Annotated in this window: 14 protein-coding genes; all 14 read left to right on the top strand. The window is 46.4% G+C overall.

Going from position 1 to position 19,048, the window contains the following annotated elements; translation table 11 throughout:
* The first annotated feature begins 13 nt into the window (after nucleotides 1-13).
* The 14 genes from REC12_RS24135 (at nucleotide 14) to REC12_RS24070 (ending at nucleotide 18,972) form a co-directional block, all read left to right on the top strand.
* Nucleotides 14-2,173, top strand: coding sequence for a putative baseplate assembly protein (locus REC12_RS24135; protein WP_308898605.1), 2,160 nt, complete (start codon nucleotides 14-16; stop codon nucleotides 2,171-2,173).
* 55 nt (nucleotides 2,174-2,228) lie between these two features.
* Complete coding sequence (locus REC12_RS24130; protein WP_308898604.1) at nucleotides 2,229-3,389, top strand: phage tail protein; 1,161 nt, start codon at nucleotides 2,229-2,231, stop codon at nucleotides 3,387-3,389.
* On the top strand, nucleotides 3,379-5,181 hold the full coding sequence (locus REC12_RS24125; RefSeq protein WP_308898603.1) for a hypothetical protein: 1,803 nt from the start codon (nucleotides 3,379-3,381) through the stop codon (nucleotides 5,179-5,181). The genes REC12_RS24130 and REC12_RS24125 overlap by 11 nt, the downstream gene beginning before the upstream one ends.
* Nucleotides 5,182-5,291: 110 nt before the next feature.
* The gene (locus tag REC12_RS24120; RefSeq protein ID WP_308898601.1) at nucleotides 5,292-6,083 is read left to right on the top strand and encodes a hypothetical protein; all 792 of its coding nucleotides are present in this window, start codon (nucleotides 5,292-5,294) and stop codon (nucleotides 6,081-6,083) included.
* A gap of 23 nt (nucleotides 6,084-6,106) precedes the next feature.
* Nucleotides 6,107-8,902, top strand: a complete 2,796-nt coding sequence (locus REC12_RS24115; RefSeq protein ID WP_308898599.1) for a hypothetical protein — start codon at nucleotides 6,107-6,109, stop codon at nucleotides 8,900-8,902.
* A gap of 13 nt (nucleotides 8,903-8,915) precedes the next feature.
* Complete coding sequence (locus tag REC12_RS24110; protein WP_308898598.1) at nucleotides 8,916-10,637, top strand: MORN repeat-containing protein; 1,722 nt, start codon at nucleotides 8,916-8,918, stop codon at nucleotides 10,635-10,637.
* Nucleotides 10,638-10,661: 24 nt separating this feature from the next.
* Nucleotides 10,662-11,468, top strand: coding sequence for a hypothetical protein (locus REC12_RS24105; protein WP_308898597.1), 807 nt, complete (start codon nucleotides 10,662-10,664; stop codon nucleotides 11,466-11,468).
* A 36-nt stretch (nucleotides 11,469-11,504) separates the two neighbouring features.
* Entirely contained in the window at nucleotides 11,505-12,092 is a 588-nt protein-coding gene (locus tag REC12_RS24100; protein WP_308898595.1) for a Pvc16 family protein, read from the top strand.
* A gap of 21 nt (nucleotides 12,093-12,113) precedes the next feature.
* Nucleotides 12,114-12,890, top strand: a complete 777-nt coding sequence (locus REC12_RS24095; RefSeq protein ID WP_308898594.1) for a hypothetical protein — start codon at nucleotides 12,114-12,116, stop codon at nucleotides 12,888-12,890.
* Between the two features lie 101 nt (nucleotides 12,891-12,991).
* Nucleotides 12,992-13,366: a DUF4280 domain-containing protein gene (locus tag REC12_RS24090; RefSeq protein WP_308898591.1), complete on the top strand. Its 375-nt coding sequence runs from the start codon at nucleotides 12,992-12,994 to the stop codon at nucleotides 13,364-13,366.
* A 30-nt stretch (nucleotides 13,367-13,396) separates the two neighbouring features.
* Nucleotides 13,397-14,452 (top strand): hypothetical protein, encoded by a 1,056-nt coding sequence (locus REC12_RS24085; protein ID WP_308898590.1) that lies wholly within the window; start codon nucleotides 13,397-13,399, stop codon nucleotides 14,450-14,452.
* Nucleotides 14,445-15,224: a GNAT family N-acetyltransferase gene (locus tag REC12_RS24080; protein WP_308898589.1), complete on the top strand. Its 780-nt coding sequence runs from the start codon at nucleotides 14,445-14,447 to the stop codon at nucleotides 15,222-15,224. Before REC12_RS24085 ends, REC12_RS24080 begins: the two co-directional genes overlap by 8 nt.
* Nucleotides 15,225-15,258: 34 nt before the next feature.
* Nucleotides 15,259-16,485 carry an ABC transporter substrate-binding protein gene (locus tag REC12_RS24075; RefSeq protein WP_308898587.1) on the top strand — a complete coding sequence of 409 codons (1,227 nt, stop codon included), beginning with the start codon at nucleotides 15,259-15,261 and terminating at the stop codon, nucleotides 16,483-16,485.
* Nucleotides 16,486-16,542: 57 nt separating this feature from the next.
* Entirely contained in the window at nucleotides 16,543-18,972 is a 2,430-nt protein-coding gene (locus REC12_RS24070; RefSeq protein ID WP_308898585.1) for an MFS transporter, read from the top strand.
* The last annotated feature ends 76 nt before the right edge of the window (nucleotides 18,973-19,048 follow it).

Genomic DNA, 19,048 nt, shown 5'->3' with positions numbered 1-19,048 from the left:
GAGACGATACCGCTTGCTAAACTTACCGAATTATGACGACCAAAGTTTCGAAGCTATTATGGAAGCGGCTAAACGCCGTATCCCTGTGCTTTATCCCCAGTGGACGGATATGAACGAGCACGATCCGGGGATTACAATCCTGGAGCTGTTTGCCTGGCTCAAGGAAATGCAGCAATTCTATTTAAACCGGATTACGATCCGGGGGTATGAAAACATGTTAGCCCTACTGGGCACAACTGTGGGCGAACCTGCGGCGGCACAAGCTTATTTGGTTTTTCCGGAGGGCGCCTCACAGGGATCATTGCCGCAAGGGATGCGCTTTGAAACGTCCGCAAATATCATCTTTGAAAGCCGGGACTCTGTAACCTTTAACAAAGCCGGCTTAAAGAGTATTTACGTTTATGATGGCCGAACCTTCAGAGATGTTCAGGACCTCCTCCGAGAACCGGGGATCTATTGCCAGGCTTTTGGCCAAAATCCCCTGGAGGGAGAAAGTTCTTTATATATCGGTGTGGATCAGTGGGAAGAGGAGAGGGAATTCAGCTTATTTCTCCTGTTCGACGATCATTACCCTGTGGCCAGAAATCCTTTTCAGAATAATTCGCGCGCACCAAGAGAGATTGTCTGGGAATTTGGAGCGGGCAGTACAGGGCAAATTGCCTATAAACCCCTGGAAATTCTTGCGGACGAAACCCATGCTTTTGCACAGACGGGAAAAGTAGTGTTTCGCCTTCCTGCGGGTGCTGCTGAATTCACTCCCGCTGAAGGACTTCCGCGGTTGTATTGGCTGCGGGCAAGACTGGCAAGAAAAGGGTGTGAAGAAAATCCAAGATTACAGAATATTTACCAGGACCCGATTGCGGTCTTACAGCAGCAAACTCTTTGTGAGACCCTTTCCTTCACCTGGCTGGAAAAAGGTGAGGCGGAGTTAGAGCTGGATACCTGGCTCTCTTTGCAAGGACGGCTGATGGTCTTTGTCCGTGATAAGCTGGGCTGGCGTCTTCACAATGAAGTCATTACCTACAAGCAAACTGAAGAAAACACTGCAATCCTTAGGCTGAAATTAAGGGCTTTGCCCCAGGAACTGGCCCTGGATGGGGCTGAAAACATCAAGGTCTTATGCTATGAGGAGGATTTTGCAAGTTCAATGGTTCTTGCGGTTTCCAGCGGTCTGCCCGGCCAAAGATTTTCTTTGCCAAACCAGGATACGCTACTGCGGGAATTACTGTCCGTGATGGTCAAGGAAGAAACAGACGAAGGACAGAAGTGCTGGAGTGAGTGGAACTATGTCGCTGATCTGGCCAAGGCCGGACCCTATGATCGTTGCTTTAGCTATGACCCAGTTAATCAGGAGATTGTTTTTGGCGATAATGAACAGGGCGCGGTACCTCAGGCCGGCGAGAATAATATTATTGTCACAAGGTGCGTCATCACCAAGGGCAGTATCGGCAATATACCCAGTCAGAACTTTAAGCCTCTTAACTATAGCGCAATTGCCAATCCTCTGCCGGCCTCAGGGGGAAAGGATGCCGAACAGCTTAATGAAGCTCTGGAACGGATCAAGGCTTCCCTGAAGAAAATTGAGAAGGCCGTGACAGCCTCTGATTATGAAACCCTGGCCGCTGCCACACCCGGACATAGGATCATGGGAGTTAAAGCCATTCCTTACTATGATCCTGATAGCAGATCGGTTGGCGACAAACAGGCGCCTGCCACTGTAACAGTAGTGGTTCTCCCCTATAGTGAAGAGCCTTTTCCGCTTCCGGACGAATCGCTTCTGCAAGCGGTGAGAGAACAATTAGAAGCCTACCGGTTGATCACCACGAATGTCAAGGTGATTAGCCCGCTTTATGTGAAAATTTCAGTTTATATTGAGGTTAGCATTGAGTACGGCCAGGAGGAAAGCAGCGAAACAGTTATCCGGGCAGCTATTGAACGATTTTTTGAGGGAATCCGCAAGGGAATTCCGACAGGAAAGCCGGAATTTGGCCAACCGGTGCGGGAAAGTATGCTCGCTAGAAAAATCGAACATCTTCCTGGGGTTGTTCAAGTTAAGAGAGTGGCTTTAGCTGTCAGAAACAATGACAGTTATAAGGATAACTATGGGGATGTTATAATTCCGCCCCAGGCGCTTCCTGCTCTGGGTGACCTGCAAATACGCCTGATAGTCTGATTTTAGGACAACTTTATTATAAGAAGGTAATGAGATAGTGAGGTGAGCTGAAGACATGGAAAAGGGCAGAAGGTATATCACGCTGAATAGAAATCGCGAGTGGAAACGAAGCATTTTGCTCAATCTCCAGCCCAGAGACAATCAGCTGGTATTTGCGGAAAGACCTGAACATGAACAGGGAATATTGGCCGCGGGAGTTATCATCACCGGGTCCATTGACAGTACAGAGCAGGACTTTCACTGGCAGAACATTATTCTTGATGCCGATATACCGGAGAACTCCGTCATCAAGGTGTCGTCTTATGCCAGTGATCGTCCGGAGGTTTGGCTGGGAAACAACCTGGTCAACCTCGACACTTATATCCGCGCAGGTTCCGGATATGGGCCAGCCGGTCTTAACGAACTTTCAGCCCTTTTCCGGCAAAGCTTTACCGGCTCGACTGATGGTCTGCTTCGGGTCAGAGGACGTTATCTGTGGCTGAAACTGGAGTTTCTGGTACCTCAGCCGGAAAGATTCAGTCTGCGGAAAATCAAGCTCTTGCTGGCCGAAGAAAAAATAATTCACTACCTGCCGGAAATCTATCAAAATAATCAAGCAGACAATGACTTTTTTCAGCGTTTTATGGAAATTTTTGATTCACTGTTTTTTGAGATCGAAGATGAGGTCACCAGGATACCGGAGACGCTGAATTTCACTCGGGCTCAAGGTGAGATGCTGAGGTATCTTGCCAGTTGGGTGAGCATTCAGGAGGTAAGGCGGCTGGATGATGAAGGTCTTCGGCAGCGTATTGCCGGTATCATGCCTGAATATGCCAGGATCGGGACCAAGCAGGGGATTGAACATCTTGTGGAGCGTGAACTGGGAGTCAAGCCAAGGATCATTGAATATTTTCACTATCAGCACATGTTGTTTCAGGGACGGGACAAAGAGTTATATAACGAGCTTTTTGGAACAAATCCCTATAAATTTTATCTTATGCTGCCTGAAACAGTGTTCCGGCAGAAAATCATGAGCAACTTTCTGACCATCTTGAAGCAAAACATACCTGCCCATACCGAAGCGGAAATTATTTTATTAAAAAACGGCATTATCCTGGGGAAGCATACCTATCTGGGCGTGAACTCAATGGTGGGAGAGTATAACTATGTAAGTATTGATGAAACTGTGGCAATATCTGATGATACTCTGATTGGAGGAAGTGTTCATGAAAAATAAAACCCTGTTTCCCCTGGAACGCAACCGCTATTTCCACGGAAAAATGCTGACTGCGAGAGACTTTGACACGGAACAAAACTATAACAACAACAAGCGCCGGCTGATCAACCGCTGCATTCTGGGAACTGGAGTTGTTTGCGGTCTGGGCGTTTACCTTAATGATGAGACATCCTTTTCCATGGAAACGGGATTGGCTCTGGATTATTCCGGCAGGGAAATTGCCGTGACCTCTCCCATCATCCGCAAACTGCAGATGGTTGAGGGATTTGAAAGTTTGGCGGGCCATGAACAAGCCTATCTTTGCCTTGAGTACGCGGAACAAATGCGGGAACCAGTCAACAACATCGGCGTGGCAGACAGTGAAAGTCAGCAGTTTAATAAAATTGAAGAAGGCTATCGCTTATCCTTGGATACCTGTGAGCCGGATGTGGAAACTCTGTTAGGCGAGTCCGGCAAGAATCAGGTTCAAGTCTTATACGCCAGCAGAGGGCTGGCAATTTATCAAATTGTGCCTGCCGCCGTAATGGCCGGTCAGGAGTTTTCCCTGCGCTTTATGGTGGTGAAAGGAACAGAACTGCCACAGGTATCCTTTGAGTATTCCTTTCAATCTGATTATTTGAAAAGCGCGGAAGGCGACAGGATTAAGATGGTTTTTAATGAAGACCAAAACTTAAAACGGGATATTCATATCGTTGAGTATACCTTAAGAGCAGCTTCCATATCGGATATGCAAGTGCCTCTTGCCAAAGGACCCGCAGCCTTGAAGGTGCGGATGGGGGACATCATTGACCAAATCGAGCTTTCCCAGAAGTGCGCTGTCTACATCTGCGGCAGTCTTTCCAGCTATGAGAAACTGCTCGATATTCAAGCGGGCAGCTTAGACAAACAAATGTCGGGGGAAGATACTCCCATCTATTTGGCTAAAATCGATTATGTTTATGCGGGCAATACCTATATACTCAGAAAAATAACGGGTCTTCCTTTTGGCCAAAGAGTGGCGGCTCTGCCGGGAAAGAGCGCCGGCAATCAGTTTTTCACTAACCCTGTGGAGGATATTAAAAAAGTTACAACCGAAACTGAGATCCTGAAGTATTGGCAAAAGCCGGAGATTTCGGCCAAGTATAATCCGCTTAAAAAAAGTATTGACTTTCATTTTGGCATTCCCTCGTCAGAGGCCTACGATTATGCAACTGCCTCCGGAATTGTGGACGTACGATTGTCCGGAGCGATCCGCGTCAATGGGCGCTACGTTTCGGATGAAATATCCCACAATTTAGGTATCGGCGATGTCAGCTTGAATTTTGCCGTGGAATTTGGCAACAGTGAGAATCGCAAGCTTTTGTTTGGCAATGGGGATGTTTTTAGTTCTAAAAACGAGGGTAAGGATATTCCGAAAGTAGAGGTCGCCGGAATATTGTATCCGGATAGCGGCACATTTCGTGTTGGCATTCGCTGTCTGGACCATGTGGAAGGCCATTTTCTCAAGGTGCGCTGGTTTGCTTACAAAGTGACCAGAGATAGTGCCAGTATGCGGGCTAAGGATATTGTAACCATAAAAATTAAGCCGGAGATTCATAAAATTAAGATCCTGGAGAGGATTCAATATGAAGCGGAAGTCAGCGGAACCGCCGATAAGAGAGTACTATGGAGCGTGCAAGATGATGAAGGCGGGAAAATTGACCAGAATGGACTTTACCAGGCGCCCAGTACGGCCGGAACCTATGAAATCGTAGCAGCCAGTTCCGCAGATGCGGAGGCCAAAACCAGTGCCTTTGTTATTGTTGAGGATTAGTTGCTTAAAAATCCTTTAGAGCTGGAAGCATGTCTGAGCACGCTTTGCCAGAAGGCTATCATGCCTAGATGAAGAGGATGAAAAGGCCACTACAGACAAGGGAGGTAACTATGCAAACTCTCGTCCAGGGCGGCATGTATCAGGTACTCGAAGTGCTTGAACAGCAGGAAGGTTATCGGGCTTGCCTTTGTATTGATGTGGAAACAAACAATCATTACAGGCCTTTAATTTTGAATATCTACGAAAACTACGATGATATCCGGCGCTTCCTGCCCGCCTTTTATACTATGAAACAGGAGGCGAATTCTGATTTTATTGATCTTTTATCAGGCAAGCACAGTATTACGGCAGTTTTTCAATATTATGAAGGAACCAATCTGAAAAATTATTTTCAGCAAGTTGACAAAGAGAATTTTGAACTGCGCTGCACCTATGCCTATCTGTTTTTGGAAGCCTGTCTTAGTCTGGATGCGATGGCCGATTTTATAGCCTATTCTTGCCTGAGACCCGAAAATATCGTGGTTGTGGCTAAGCTGCAAAAAATAGAGATCAATTATCTTATCCGGCCGCTGGAAGTTGCCGCTAAGCCCTTTAAACGGCAAAGGATAGCAGTCATTCTGGAAGATATTTTTGTAAAAAATCGTTTTGTTCCGGACGAACTTTGGGAGTATATCGATGAATTAAAGCAAAACCGGGACGAAAGTATTGCCGGCACATTTTCAGGTTGGAAACAAATCCACAACACCTTATTGGAAACGCACCGACTTCTTCAAAAAGAATCCTGGAAATCTTATTTAATTCGCAGGCTGAAAAGTTCTCTGCAAAAACGCTTAAAGAGGTTATATCGCCGGTCTGGGTCTCCCAGGTCTGAGAAGAGGAAAAAAAATGCCCCAGCGAAATAAGGCATGAAGCCGGAGGAATTAATTTGTTCAAAAAAGCAGTTAGTTTTATTGTGATTTTTGTGGCAATCAGTTCTTTAGTTTATGTATTTTTTGCCAATAATCTGATTGACCAACTCTTTTTTCAGCCCAAGAATGAGAATATCGTAGAATCTGCTCATTGTGTCGACCGCAGCGGAAATATTTATTATATTCTCCAAGAGCCAAATCAAGTATTCCTCGTCAGCTTGGATTCTACCGGGCGGCAAGTTTATCGCAAGGATATAGCGAATTTTGTTGGCGGAAATAATTGTATTTTTGATAATATTTTCGTGGATCAGGATAAAAACCTGCTGCTCACTACCTATGGTTTGGTTCCCAACTCCACCTTAATTAAGCAGGTGGGAATCTATATGTTCCATGATGACGGAAGTTTTGACACCCAAGTTTTCAAGTACAATCTCAGTCAATTTTATGACAGCAAATTTCGTCTTATCTCCTCGATGAGTGATGATGACAAGAATATTTATTTTGGCTTTTTAAATGACACAACAGTGGATGTCTATGCTTATACCAAAGGAAGCAAAGGCCCGGCGAAAACTATTCACGCATACCCAATGGGGGATTCAGCCGCTAAAATCAACGCTTATATTGTGCTTCCCTCAGGGGAGACGGTCCTCAGCATGGAAGGCGGGTCGCTGCTGAGGAAGTCCGCCACTAAGAAGGATACGCTCTACAAATTTGCGGAAAAAAGTATTGTGGATCATTTCTGGTTTGCGGGGAATCAGTTTTACTGCCGTGAGGCAGTGAGCGGCACTATTTATGTCATGTCTACAGCCGACCTCTATCCTTCGGCAGCCATCAAGGGCGACAAGATTATTTCAGACAAAGATAAACTGGAATTCAGGCAATTGAATTCTGTTGCGGTGGGCAATGTCGGCAATGTCATGGGAATTATCAACAATAATGGCCTCAACAGGATATTTCTGGGCGGGTTTGCCTTTTTGCCGGAAATAGGTAAGTATGATTCTTCAGACCGGGCAGATTTGAGGCAGTGGTTTCTCCTGGCCGGCATAATTATTGGCGCAATCATTGTGTCCTTGCTGCTCTGGGACTTTTACTTCAGCTTTTTACATATGAGGCTGTCTATTCTCTATAGACAAGCCTTCCTGGTCATTTTAGTCATCTTTATGGCCCTCTATTTTCTCACGAATTATGTGATTGTTCCCCAATCCGAAGAGACGCAACGGCAGATGTATCTGACCGATCAGGTTAAAGCAGGGCAGATGATCATTGCCGCCTATAAAGGCTATGCCGAAAATTCAAAGGACAACCAGGGGGACTACAGTAATTCCGGCGATTTTTTTGAGCGCTTCCGCAAGAATCTCACTTCCTTTTTGCTAAATGGCCGCGCCGACACTTCCGATAACAATCTCTACAATTTGCTCAATACAGCCGAGGTTAATTTTATCGTGAACTCCGGCGGGCAGTACCTTGTGACCGCTTCCAATGAACGGTATGAGGCAGGCTATCCGGCAAGTCTGCTCGGCTACGGTCCGGCTTTGAATACGCTAAGCAAAACGGCGGAGCAAAATAGGCTGGCTTCATTTGAAGTGATGACGCCACGGGGCAGGGTTCTTTGTCTTGTTATGCCTACCGGGCTGACAATCTCCGGTTCACCTGTGCTCCTGAGTATGGCGGTAGGCTTAAATATCCTGGACCGGAATATTTTTACCATGGCGGACACCGTAACGAACTATATGCGACTGATTGGTCTTTTGCTGGTTGTCCTGGTCATCATTGTGGAATATTTTAATGTTTTTAATGTCCGAAAGCTTAAAAAGGGCGTTGATTTAATAGCGGCCGGGGATTACGGAAGAGACCTTGATGTACACTCCGGTGATGAAATTGAAGACTTGTCCTATTCCATCAGAGCGCTGTCCTTAAATATTTTAAAGACAACGATCAGTCTGAACAAATTAAATGCTTCCTATTACAGGTTTGTACCGCAAAAGTTTCTGGAGATTCTCGGGGAGACCTCGATTGAGAATGTCGGTAAAAAATCCTTTGTCTCTAAGAAAAATATGATGTTATTATGTTTGCGTTTTCGCCTGCTCACTAGTATGGGGGAAAAAAGCGAGGCGATATTTGCCAACATTAATGACGTCTTCGAAAAAATTGTGCCCGTAGTCAGCGAAAATGAGGGCACCGTTTACAATTTCCGTCCTGATGGGTTCAATGCCGTGTTTGAAGGGACATCGGAACTGGTCTTGCAGACAGCCTTTAGAATCAGGGAAGTATTGAGTGCTTTGAACCAGCAAAGAGAACGCAGAGGAGAAAGTGGGGTCGATATTCGCATTTATATAGCTAAAGGCAACATTATGCTGGGCTTTGTCGGTGATGAAAAGCGCATGGAACCGGCGGCCATATCCAACGAAGCCCAAAAAGCGGACCCGATCCTGCGCATTTGTTTCGACAGCAATATTTATGTTGCTTGTACGAAAGAGATCCATGAGGGCTTGCAAAGCAGTGACTACAGGAGCCGAAGCATTGGAGAAGTGATGATTGAGGAAGAAAAAGTTCAGCTTTACGATCTCTATGACAGTGACCCTTATGCCTTATTGAAAATAAAGGAAACCCATGCAGACCGCTTTGAATTGGGTGTTAAACTTTTCGGCAAAGGTGATTATGCCAGGGCCAGAAAGATGTTTATGGATATCATTAAATATTCTTCCCAGGATGGGGCGGCTCGGAATTATATGTATGTTGCAGAATATAATTTGCGTTCGGACAATAAGCAAAGTACTTACACAACGATTTATGAGCTGGAAAGAATGCGTTAATTAGGAGGTTGCCATGTTTCTTAAGCTGCTTATCAGAAACCTTCAGATGTTGTACAGGACACTTAAAAGTGTGCTCTTGCGGCCCTTTACGATTTTCAGATACAAACTTTCAAGCTTAACCAATATCAGCAAGCTCTTAAACCGGATTCCTAAGTTTTTCTCGTCCTTATTGGCCAAGTTTAAGCTGAAGCCGGAGAAGCGGGAAGATTATGTCGATGCCGGACAAATGTATATCGCCAAATCCTTGCTGATCATTATTCTTACACTTTTGATTGCCATACCTTTGCTGGTTTATTTCGTCGCCTGGCCCTGGGTAGTCAGTATGTTTTTAACCGCCAAGTTCTACACAGGGCAGCCGCAGATTCCCAAATATACCGGCAAGGTTGCCATCTTTTATGAGCAAAAAATGGAAAATCTCCTGTTTAAGGGGCGCCTGAAGGATGGCAAGTACATTGACCTGGGCCAAGAATATTATAAAAACGGCAGGCCGGAATATATCGGCAATTATGTGAATGGCCAATATGAGGGCAGTGGAACCTTGTATGCGGAGGACGGCAAACAGATTTATACAGGAAGCTTTAAAGCCGGATTGTATGAGGGAGCGGGAGACTTATTGCTTAATGACGGAAGTACCTATAAAGGAGAGTTTGCGGCGGGAAAGATGGACGGGAAAGGAGAGATTTTTCAAGCAGGCAAGCTGTTCTATGAGGGCGATATGAAAGACGATCAAAAATCCGGCAACGGCAAAGAGTACTATTCCGACGGGAGTGTGGCTTATGACGGCTCTTTTGCTCAAAATGTCTTTGAAGGAAATGGAACCGAATACGCTCAAGGCGGAAAAATCAAGTACAAGGGGTCTTTCAGCGCAGGTTTATACTCGGGTCAAGGTAAGCTGTTTGACAAGAAGGGACCCCTTATTTATGAAGGCAATTTTGTTGAAGGGCTATTTAGCGGCAATGGACGCTATTACGACAGTAACGGTCAGCTGGTCTATGACGGCTCTTTTCTTAACGGCCTCTATGATGGCAAAGGAAAGCTGTATAATCAGGGCTCGCTCTATTACGACGGCAGTTTTTTGGTCGGAATGATGTCCGGAAACGGAACTCTCAGCGAGGATACTTCAGGCTTAAATTATACGGGCGCCTTTGAAAACAACGACATAGCTTTTGGCAAGTTATTCAATCTGAAAGTCGAAGAAATCTATAAAGCCTTTACCAGCGGCTTGACAGAGGATACGTCCCAGACGGATTATTTTTACCTCTACAATAAGGCCTCCGGTTTGGTGCTGAAGTTAGCCTATGCTAACGATAAAGACCCGGCAAAATTGAGCGATGTTTTCACGGTCCCTAAAATAGGCAGTCTTACCAAGATCCAAAGTGCCGAGGATTTTAAACTTCCGGGAGTTTATGAAGTCGGCCCGAAGGGAGACGGGGCAATCGATGGAACTATCCTCCAGCTATTGGGAGCCGGGGCAGATGCCACGAAGTTTTATAAAGCCAATTATGCCGGGTATGGAGTAACCTATTGGACCAATCCCACTACAGGTGATGTGGTTATGGTCGAGTACTACCCTTCGGCCCCAAAACCAGCCGGGACACAGGCCGGACCCGCAGCGCAAGCAACGGCGCAAGCGCTGAGTACAGGACCGTTAGACAGTGCTGCTTTACAGAAAGATGCTGTCTATTTCCAGGATCTGGGACTTGATATGGGGGACTTTGCCAGTCTTGACTATTAATAATTTATAGCGGGAGGCTCAAGCATGAGAAAAAAGATTGCCTTATTCGTGGTCTTATCTTTGATTTTAACGATAATTCCGGGAGGACCGTTAATTGCCGCCGATTCAGGCATCGGCACCCTTAATCAGGCTGTTCAGGCCGCCTGGAGTGTCAATTCACAGTCCGCGGCGGATGTTGCGCAAGCAAACACGACCGCTTTAAATGTGGCGGATACGGTAATCGATCTGGATTTCGCCCAAGCAAAGGTTGCGTCTTTAGAAACCGAAGAGGCAATGCTCAAGCAGCAAGCGGACCAAGCAGACATGGAGTTTAAGATGGGAAAAATTGACGCCAGAACCCTGGATAGCTGGCGTCAAGAAGTTACGCAGAACAAATTTGATTTAAACTTTCAGCAAATGAAGGTGGACAATGGCAAAAAAGAATTTCAGAAGTTAACAGGACAAGCTATTGCCCCCGACTTTGACTATCAAGCTGCCTACCTGATCACAGATGCCGGGAAGCTGTCTCTTCCCCCCTCGGCAGACCAGACTCAGGAGAAGCAACTAAACGATGCCATTGTCGCCTTCAGTAACCTGGGAAATTTGATTGCAGACTATATTAAGGCCGGAGATAAGTTAAACCAGACAGAGAATGACTTTAAAACCGGCAAGGCCGGCCAGGCTGATTTGGAGAGTGCGCAGGCTGATAAGGAAAAAGCCCGCATTAATGCTCTGGAGGGGAAAGCCGATTATTCCAAGTTATTGTACGGCTTAGACTGCAGCCTGCAGGGAGATATTTCCCGCACCCTGAAAAAATTACCGAATCCGATTTTTCGCTCTTCCAGTAATTAGACCGCCGCAACTTGGCGAAAAGGAGTTGTTCCAGCAATGGGCGATTATAATGCCATTTATGAAGCCGGGCAGTCTCTCGTAGAGTTGTTCAGAAGAGAAATCACACCCTTGCCCATCGATACGCCGGAAAAGATTGGCTTATGTCTGCCTCAGGAACCTGAGGATTTCCAACTGACGGTTTGGCTCTATAATATTGAGCACTATTATGACACAGGCATCCATTCAGGTTATGTCCTCGATCCGGCCAATCCCAATTCAGAACGCTACGTCTCTATGCAGCTGCGCTGTCACGCTCTTATATCGGCTCATTCTAAAGCGCCTATCCAGACCAGGCTGACAGATGAATACCGCATCCTGGGGCGTGCTATGCAGATAGTATGGGATACCCCGGCTATTCCTGCAGACAAACTTACAGGGTCGCTGGCCAATAGTGGGACTCCATTGCAGCTGCAATATCTAAAGCTCAATAATGATGAGCTGAATAAGATCTGGAACACTGCCAGCAAGATCATAAAGCCGTCTTTTGCCGTTTATCTCTCTTCCCTGAGTATTGAGTCCAACCGGACCAGAACTGTGAGCAGCAGAGTAAGCAGCGCACGTGTCGATTTTCGCCAGAAACAGTAAGCGCTAAAGAGGGGGGGCAGCATGCATACCTATATTTCGGTCATTTTCCGGCTTACAGATCGTTTCCGAAAAAGGGCTCTCCTGGCCCCGGAAGTAAGTTTTCTTTTAAACAAGCAGCGGAGACGGCCCTTATACAAAGCGGGAGGTTATTTTATCTTTACAGATCTTGATCCCGGTGAAGCTGATTTCGAGCTTGGTTCACCCTTTTTCCGGACAGAAAGGCTGGTTGCGGATATTCCTGAAGCAAACAAGGGCTATCTCATGATCCACCTTATGCTGAATCCAACGCGGAAATATCCTTTTGGCGGGCCGGTGACAACGGTTTTTGGCAGAATAACCAGAGGGGGAGAGGCTTGGGCTGAACAGCATTTTTACCTGCTTCCTGAAGACGGGGGTGAGGTGCTGAAGATAGCCGAGGATTCCGCTCAAGCCGGGAACAGCTGTCTTAAGCTTTTTGCAACCGTATCCGGACGTCAGCTTTCCATACCGGGAAATTACCTGATTAAAGCTAAAGAGGAAGAGAAACGGGAGTTTTGCTTTATTACCGAATATGCCGGCCAGGACGGAATGTATCCCCTGGCGAGAGGAATAACCTTTAGCCATGCGCGGGGAACTCCTTTGGTAGAGGCCGTGGAATGTGCAACTTCAGCGGAGGGCGGCTTCTTTACGGCACTGCCGGACTTAAAAGGTGAAAAGGCTCGTATCGATGTTTTGCTGCGGAATTCAGCCGGAAAAAGCCTCAAGCGGACCTTTGAGATTGAGGTGAAGCGGGAAAATAAGCTTGATCTGGAGCTTTGACAGGGACTTAGCCGCTCTTAACTCACCGCTTGTAGAAGCGGGAGTCTTAGAGCGGATTAGTCAGCGGCTCAACTTCAGAAACTAAGCAGGGGAGGTTTATCATGGGAATGCTGACAGTCAATACAGCTCTCTGTACGTGTTCTTTCGGAGCGGCACCGGTACCGCTCCTGGCAACCAGCGCACCAACGGTACTGGCCGTGAACCAGCCGGCGGCGACCATTATGGATTTGCCTGCGCTGCCCTTTGGCCTCTGTACATCCTTAGCCAATCCTGCGGTGGCTTCGGCTACTGCGGCCGCCTTGGGAGTTCTGACACCGATGCCCTGCACTCCTATGCCGGCTCCGTGGCTGCCGGGATCTCCGACGGTACTGATAGGCGGCAAGCCGGCGCTTAATAATTCCAGCAAAGCGATATGCAGTTTCGGCGGTGTTATCCAGATAACCATGACTCCTGCAATGACGGTTCAAGTTCCTTAATAGTCTAAAAAAACGTACAGGAGAATTATCATGGCAAAAATCAAACTGCGCTTTACCCTAGCCCTGGTGGCGCTGCTTTCAGTTGTGATGTGCGCTTCGCTGATCATCAAAAATCTCTCTATTCAGGAGGTGTATGAGGATTTAACCTTTATGCGCATTTCTCTGGAAGCCCGCCAGTATATCAGTCAGGTTGAATACGATATAAAGTACGGCAGACAGTTGGATAATTTTTATGATATGCAGACCACCCTTAAGAATGTGCAGACCTGCTCGTCCTATATGGAAGGGGCTTATATCGTTGCCACAGACGCCAAGCTGTTCTATCAGAGCGGGCTGAACCCCCAACAGCTTAATTTGAGTATTCCCCGGGAAGCGGAGTACTCGGCAGGGAAACTCTATACGATGACTGAAGACGCCGGCCACTACTATTTGACAGAACTCATCAATAACGGCGGCGGAATTGTTGTCGGCTATTTAATTATGTGCATTGACAAGAATGCGGTAAACAATACGCTTGCAAGCTACGACAAGCAGAACATGGTACAAACGCTTATGATAGCTCTGGAGCTGTTGGGAATTGCCCTTTTTATCATAAGAAGGATTCGGCCTGATACCCAAAAACCAATCGCTTTAAAATTGCTTTTAGTTCTCTTTATCACCGTGACACTGGCCGCCGCCCTTGATTCCGGCCTAGTCTTAACCAGTTTTTACTCTGTTGTCAATGATGCCGCTCACCAGGCGGCTGATAAAATGGCTCAGTCTCTGCAAAGTCAAGTAGACACGATCATTGCCAAAGGAGTTTCGGCTGACCGGATATATGACCTAAACGGCTGGCTGGCCAGAAACATCAGTGAGTTAAAAATTGTAACCTCATTAACTCTGGACCGGAATAACAAAATCACAGCCGCGGTATCTCAAGGCTACATTAACAGTTTTTTTAACCGCTTTTTATGGCGTATTTCAATGCTTTTGTCGGCCTGTGTGTGCAGCGGCTCAGCCGCTTATTGGCTTACCGCCGTCTACTACAGGCGGAAAGACGCCGGAAAAATTCTCAAACTTGAAAAGGAGAACAGCATTGATGCCTAAAGCAGTAACCGGCGAAACTAAAAATCTAAGCAAAGAAGTGTTATTGCTCAAACTACAGAGAAACAAGGAACAATATGCACCGCTTATTAATGTGGTGGAAAGAGAATGTCATGAGGAGGCAGAGGTGATCGGCGATTCCGTATGCCTCCGGGATAAAGCCAGCGGAACTTATATGATTGCCACGGAAAAATGGGACGAGTTGGAAGCCTTGCTGGAAAAGGGAGGGGAAAAGCTTGATACGTTTATGATTACACCCAATAATTATAAGCCTGAAATATTAGGGAAATTTCCTCAGGCTGTGGTCAGTGAGTATGAATTGTACATCATGCAGAAAGAGAACTATATCCCCTATAGTTGGGCCATTGGTGATTTTGAAGTTGTCAAGTTGGATATAGATTGGCTGGACTTCATTCTCCGGAATTATAACGATAAAGAATTTGGAAATGCCCGGTATATTTCTGACAGGATAGTGCACGGTCCCGGGCTGGGCTTATTGCATCAAGGTGAGAAGGCGGCTTATTTAATGCAGCATAAGGATGGGGAAATCGGACCGGTATTTGTACTGCCTAAATTCCGCGGCCGGGGGTTGGGGAGTGAGCTGACAAAGCGAATTCACGCCGTGCTTTGGGAAAAGAGCTCCGTTCTTTACGCGTTTATTGAGAAGAGCAACCGAATCTCAGCTCAAACTATAGTTAAAAGCGGTTACGCAAAAGTAAAGCAGGATATTTTGTGGGTGTACCGCATGAAAAACGGCACCTTATATTTGCCTTAAAAGGCACAAAAAACTAAGAATAGCAGGTAAGAAAATGAAAGACAAAGGAATCATTTTAAGGAAATTTTTTATCACGTTCTTAGTCACTGCCTTGTTTGTTTCCGGGTGCAGCAGTTTGTCAACTCTGGAAAGCAATCAAGTGCAGAATCAGAAAAAAGTGGATATTTCCAGCGAGTCCGGGCTCCACAGGTTTCCTTCCGCTCCGGTTAAAAAGCCGGGAGGAGGCAAATTCCGCATTGCTTATGTCGATATTAATCCTTATCCGGTTACCGGAAGCATGCTCTATTATGTTATAGAAAATCTAAAACAAGACGGCTGGCTAAACTATGACTCATTACCCTTCAATGCGGACAATGTCGATGCCAAAGCCTTGGTTGACTGGCTGGCCAAGCAGGATCTGGGCCAATACGCCGAGTTTAACACCTCAACAAATTATTATCTGGCAGACCAAGGGGAGGCGGCAGTGGCCCAAAGCTTAAGGAAGCATGTCCAAAACCATGAGATTGATTTGGTCTTTGCCATGGGTACCTGGCCCGGGCAATTTGTCAAAAAGCTGAATCTGGGAGTGCCGCTGCTTGTTTATGGCAGTGTGGACCCCATAGGGTCGGGCATTATTAAATCGGCGACAGATTCCGGGGATAAAAATATTTGGGCTAAGGTTGATCCCGCGGCTTTTACCCGGCAACTCCAGTTTTATTATGATACTATCCATTTTAAAAATATCGGGATGGTTTTTAACAACGAAATTATTGACTCGATTCCCGATTATGAAAAGGCTGCGAAAGCCAATGGCTTTAAGATTACCGCAATAAAGATTCCCGAACTTACGAGCAGTAACCCGGCAGATATCAGGGCCTATTATGCAAATCTAAAAAATATTTACCAAAACATGATCCAAAACGATAAAATTGACGCCTATCTGATAAACACCAATATCATTACGGACGATTCGAAAATCAAGGACCTTTTTTCCATCTTTTATCAGGCCAAGATTCCGATCTTTGTCCAGGCGGGAGACAATTTTGTGAAAAATGGCGCCTTAATTTTGCTCTCTCCCCAGGATTATATTGGCTCGGGCGCTTTTGTAGCCAGCACAATAGGCTCAATATTTAATGGGGCCAAACCGGGGAATTTGTCTCAGGAGTACGTTAGTTCTCCGTATTTAAGCCTGAACCTGGACACGGCCGAAACGATCGGCTTTACGCCAAGCTTTGAAATGCTGCTGTCCTGCGAACACATCTATACCAGTCAAAAGCAATAGGAAGGCCACGGCAACCAGAAAAATGCGGCCGCATTATGCTTGACAGGGGGAGATTTTTTGAAGATCAGTTCAAACCGCAAATGGTATATCGCGATTTTTACCGTGGTGATAATTATAGGGCTTTTGTTCGTCTGGTGGATGAGTTCCTCTGATTTTGAAAGCAGTTACCGGGAAATCACCCAGCAATATTACGGTGTGGTAGCCGGTCAGGTGGTCAACGAAATTGAAGGTTCCATAAAATATGGCAAGAAATTAGATTCGTTTTACGATGTCGGAAGTATCTTTGGCAAACTCACCAATTTGCTGCCGGCGGGTGTGAAAGAAGTGATCACCAACAGTAAGGGGCAAGTCCTCTATACCTCCTTTGACAATTCTGCGGATAAAACAACTTACCTTGCGGCTGTGCAAAACCCCAAGGTAGCGGAAAAAATAGCGGCTTTCCCTAAAAGTCAGAAGTATCTGGCGATAATGCAGGCGCCCTACGACATCTTGATCCTGCCGATTTTCGACAAGGATAATGTCCTGGCGGGCAGTTTTATGTTAATTTATCCCTCAGCTGCTATTAGCCAGGCACTTAAGCCGGAACAAATGGAAAATCTCCAACTATCCTTGTGGACGATGCTGGTTATGCTTATCTTGCTGACGGCTTATTTCCTCCGGGCCCCCTTGGAGAATGAGGCTGCCGGCGATCCTGAAGGGAAAAACCCCGGAAAGCCGGCCTTCTGGTCAAAACACCAGCGTGTGATCAGGCTGGTTCCTGTTTTAATTATCATGCTGGGCATCGGCGTGCAGAGCGCCCTGATGTACAATCAGTATCAGACGAAGTCAAGAAGCGCTCTGTTTAATGGGGCTCAGGGAATCTTAACCTATATAGAGAATTCAATTTCCGCCTTGCATCAGAAAGGAGTTCCCTATGAAAAAATGTACGGTCTTTCAGATTATCTGACTACTAAGGTCCAGGATACGCCCATGCTCTGGAATATACGGCTCTATAGTACTGTTGCCGATACTGAACAGGCTTTGCAAAGGCCCAATACCTGGCAAATTTCTGCTCCCTTGGCGCCGGAAGCAAAGGATCAGAACATGAAGGTAGAAATCCAGATATCCCAAGCCTATATGAATGAGAAAATGTTAAACATGCTGCTGGAGTTTCTTGCCGTCCTCAGCGTCGCCGCGGTTGTTATCTATGAGGTGATGAGGCTGCCGGATTTAATAATTTTCCGGAGAAGCAAGAAGTTTAACACCAGCTCCGCGGAACAGTATGCCGATATTTCAACCGGGTTGCGTATTTTGAATTTCCTGTCCTTCATGGGCATGTACGCCAGTATGCCTTTTTCAGCGATCCTCATGCGGCATTGGAATGCCCGTATTTTAGGCTTGTCGACAGATGTAACGGCTGCTTTGCCGATGACCCTGGAATTGCTGACCCTGATGCTGTTTTCGATGCTGTTTACCCGGCTTTTCCGGCGGCTGAGTTTGAGGGCCTCCCTGGGTATCTCCGGAGTTCTTGTGCTAGTGGGCAATATGCTCTGTGTGATAGCGGCGGGACCTATCCAGCTTATACTCTACCGGATGATTTGCGGGATTGGTTTTGCCGGAATCAAAAATGCAGTAAATGCGGTAATTTCTTTGGGTTCCGACGGGGAAGAGCGCACGGGGCACAACATTGCCAGTATGAATGCCGGACTTTTGGGCGGCATTATGAGCGGTGGTTCTATCGGCGCGATTATTGCCAATTCCCCGGGGATAGCTTATGCTTTTTTGTTTACGGCTTTGTGCCTGCTGCTTTTCCTGGGACTTATTTTCTATAACATACCCTGGAAGCTGTTGCAAGAAAACGAGAAACTTGTCAAGACGAAAGAGAAAGTATCCGGCAAAGAAACCTGGCGGGCTTTGTTTAATGTCAGAGTCCTGAAATATTTTCTAATGGTCACGGTTCCTTTGAATATCGGCTTAATGTTTATCGTAGCGTTTATTCCAGGCTATGTCCAAAAAATGAACCTCCCGGTCATCATGGTCAGCTATGGCTATCTTTTTAATGGCCTTGCCGGAATTTACCTGGGCTCAACTATGGCGAAACTCTTGAGCAAACGCTTGGGCAGAACATTGAGCGTTGCCTTAATGCTCCTCTTGGGGGGAGCGGGAATCTTGATAATCGGCTTATCGTCTTCCGTTGGCATCATACTTTTGTCCACGGCTTTGATGGGTCTCTTTGATGGCTTTGGTTCTCCGGCCGCCATGAATTACTTTATTGAAATTCCGGAGATTAAGGATAAAGTTGGGGTCATAAATTCTCTCGCTTTTTTAGGGGTCATGGGGAATGTGATCCAGATGATAAGTCCTCTGGGTTATGGCTGGATGATGCTGGCCTCAGCGACTTCCGGAATCAATGTGCCTGTCATTTTAGGGGCGGTTTATCTGATTTTTGCGGCTGCCTTTATATTTCCCGCTCGTAAGCAGAGGCCTAAACAGGATTTAGCGGCTTAGTAAGCGAAATTCTCCTGAACAAGGCAGACGGGATTGGTTAAAGAGAGGAAGCCAGGTCAGAAAAAGATGCTGGAAA

This window comes from Candidatus Desulfosporosinus nitrosoreducens, assembly GCF_030954495.1.
GTDB lineage: Bacteria > Bacillota > Desulfitobacteriia > Desulfitobacteriales > Desulfitobacteriaceae > Desulfosporosinus > Desulfosporosinus nitrosoreducens.
The sequence above is the reverse complement of the archived record's forward strand: the minus strand, read 5'-3'. Positions and strand labels throughout refer to the sequence as shown.

Bases quoted from the DNA above. Each gene is read 5' to 3' on its own strand.
- REC12_RS24105 (WP_308898597.1), top strand. From the start codon at position 10,662: ATGAGAAAAAAGATTGCCTTATTCGTGGTCTTATCTTTGATTTTAACG.
- REC12_RS24090 (WP_308898591.1), top strand. From the start codon at position 12,992: ATGGGAATGCTGACAGTCAATACAGCTCTCTGTACGTGTTCTTTCGGA.
- REC12_RS24095 (WP_308898594.1), top strand. From the start codon at position 12,114: ATGCATACCTATATTTCGGTCATTTTCCGGCTTACAGATCGTTTCCGA.
- REC12_RS24125 (WP_308898603.1), top strand. From the start codon at position 3,379: ATGAAAAATAAAACCCTGTTTCCCCTGGAACGCAACCGCTATTTCCAC.
- REC12_RS24100 (WP_308898595.1), top strand. From the start codon at position 11,505: ATGGGCGATTATAATGCCATTTATGAAGCCGGGCAGTCTCTCGTAGAG.
- REC12_RS24120 (WP_308898601.1), top strand. From the start codon at position 5,292: ATGCAAACTCTCGTCCAGGGCGGCATGTATCAGGTACTCGAAGTGCTT.
- REC12_RS24110 (WP_308898598.1), top strand. From the start codon at position 8,916: ATGTTTCTTAAGCTGCTTATCAGAAACCTTCAGATGTTGTACAGGACA.
- REC12_RS24085 (WP_308898590.1), top strand. From the start codon at position 13,397: ATGGCAAAAATCAAACTGCGCTTTACCCTAGCCCTGGTGGCGCTGCTT.
- REC12_RS24075 (WP_308898587.1), top strand. From the start codon at position 15,259: ATGAAAGACAAAGGAATCATTTTAAGGAAATTTTTTATCACGTTCTTA.
- REC12_RS24130 (WP_308898604.1), top strand. From the start codon at position 2,229: ATGGAAAAGGGCAGAAGGTATATCACGCTGAATAGAAATCGCGAGTGG.
- REC12_RS24080 (WP_308898589.1), top strand. From the start codon at position 14,445: ATGCCTAAAGCAGTAACCGGCGAAACTAAAAATCTAAGCAAAGAAGTG.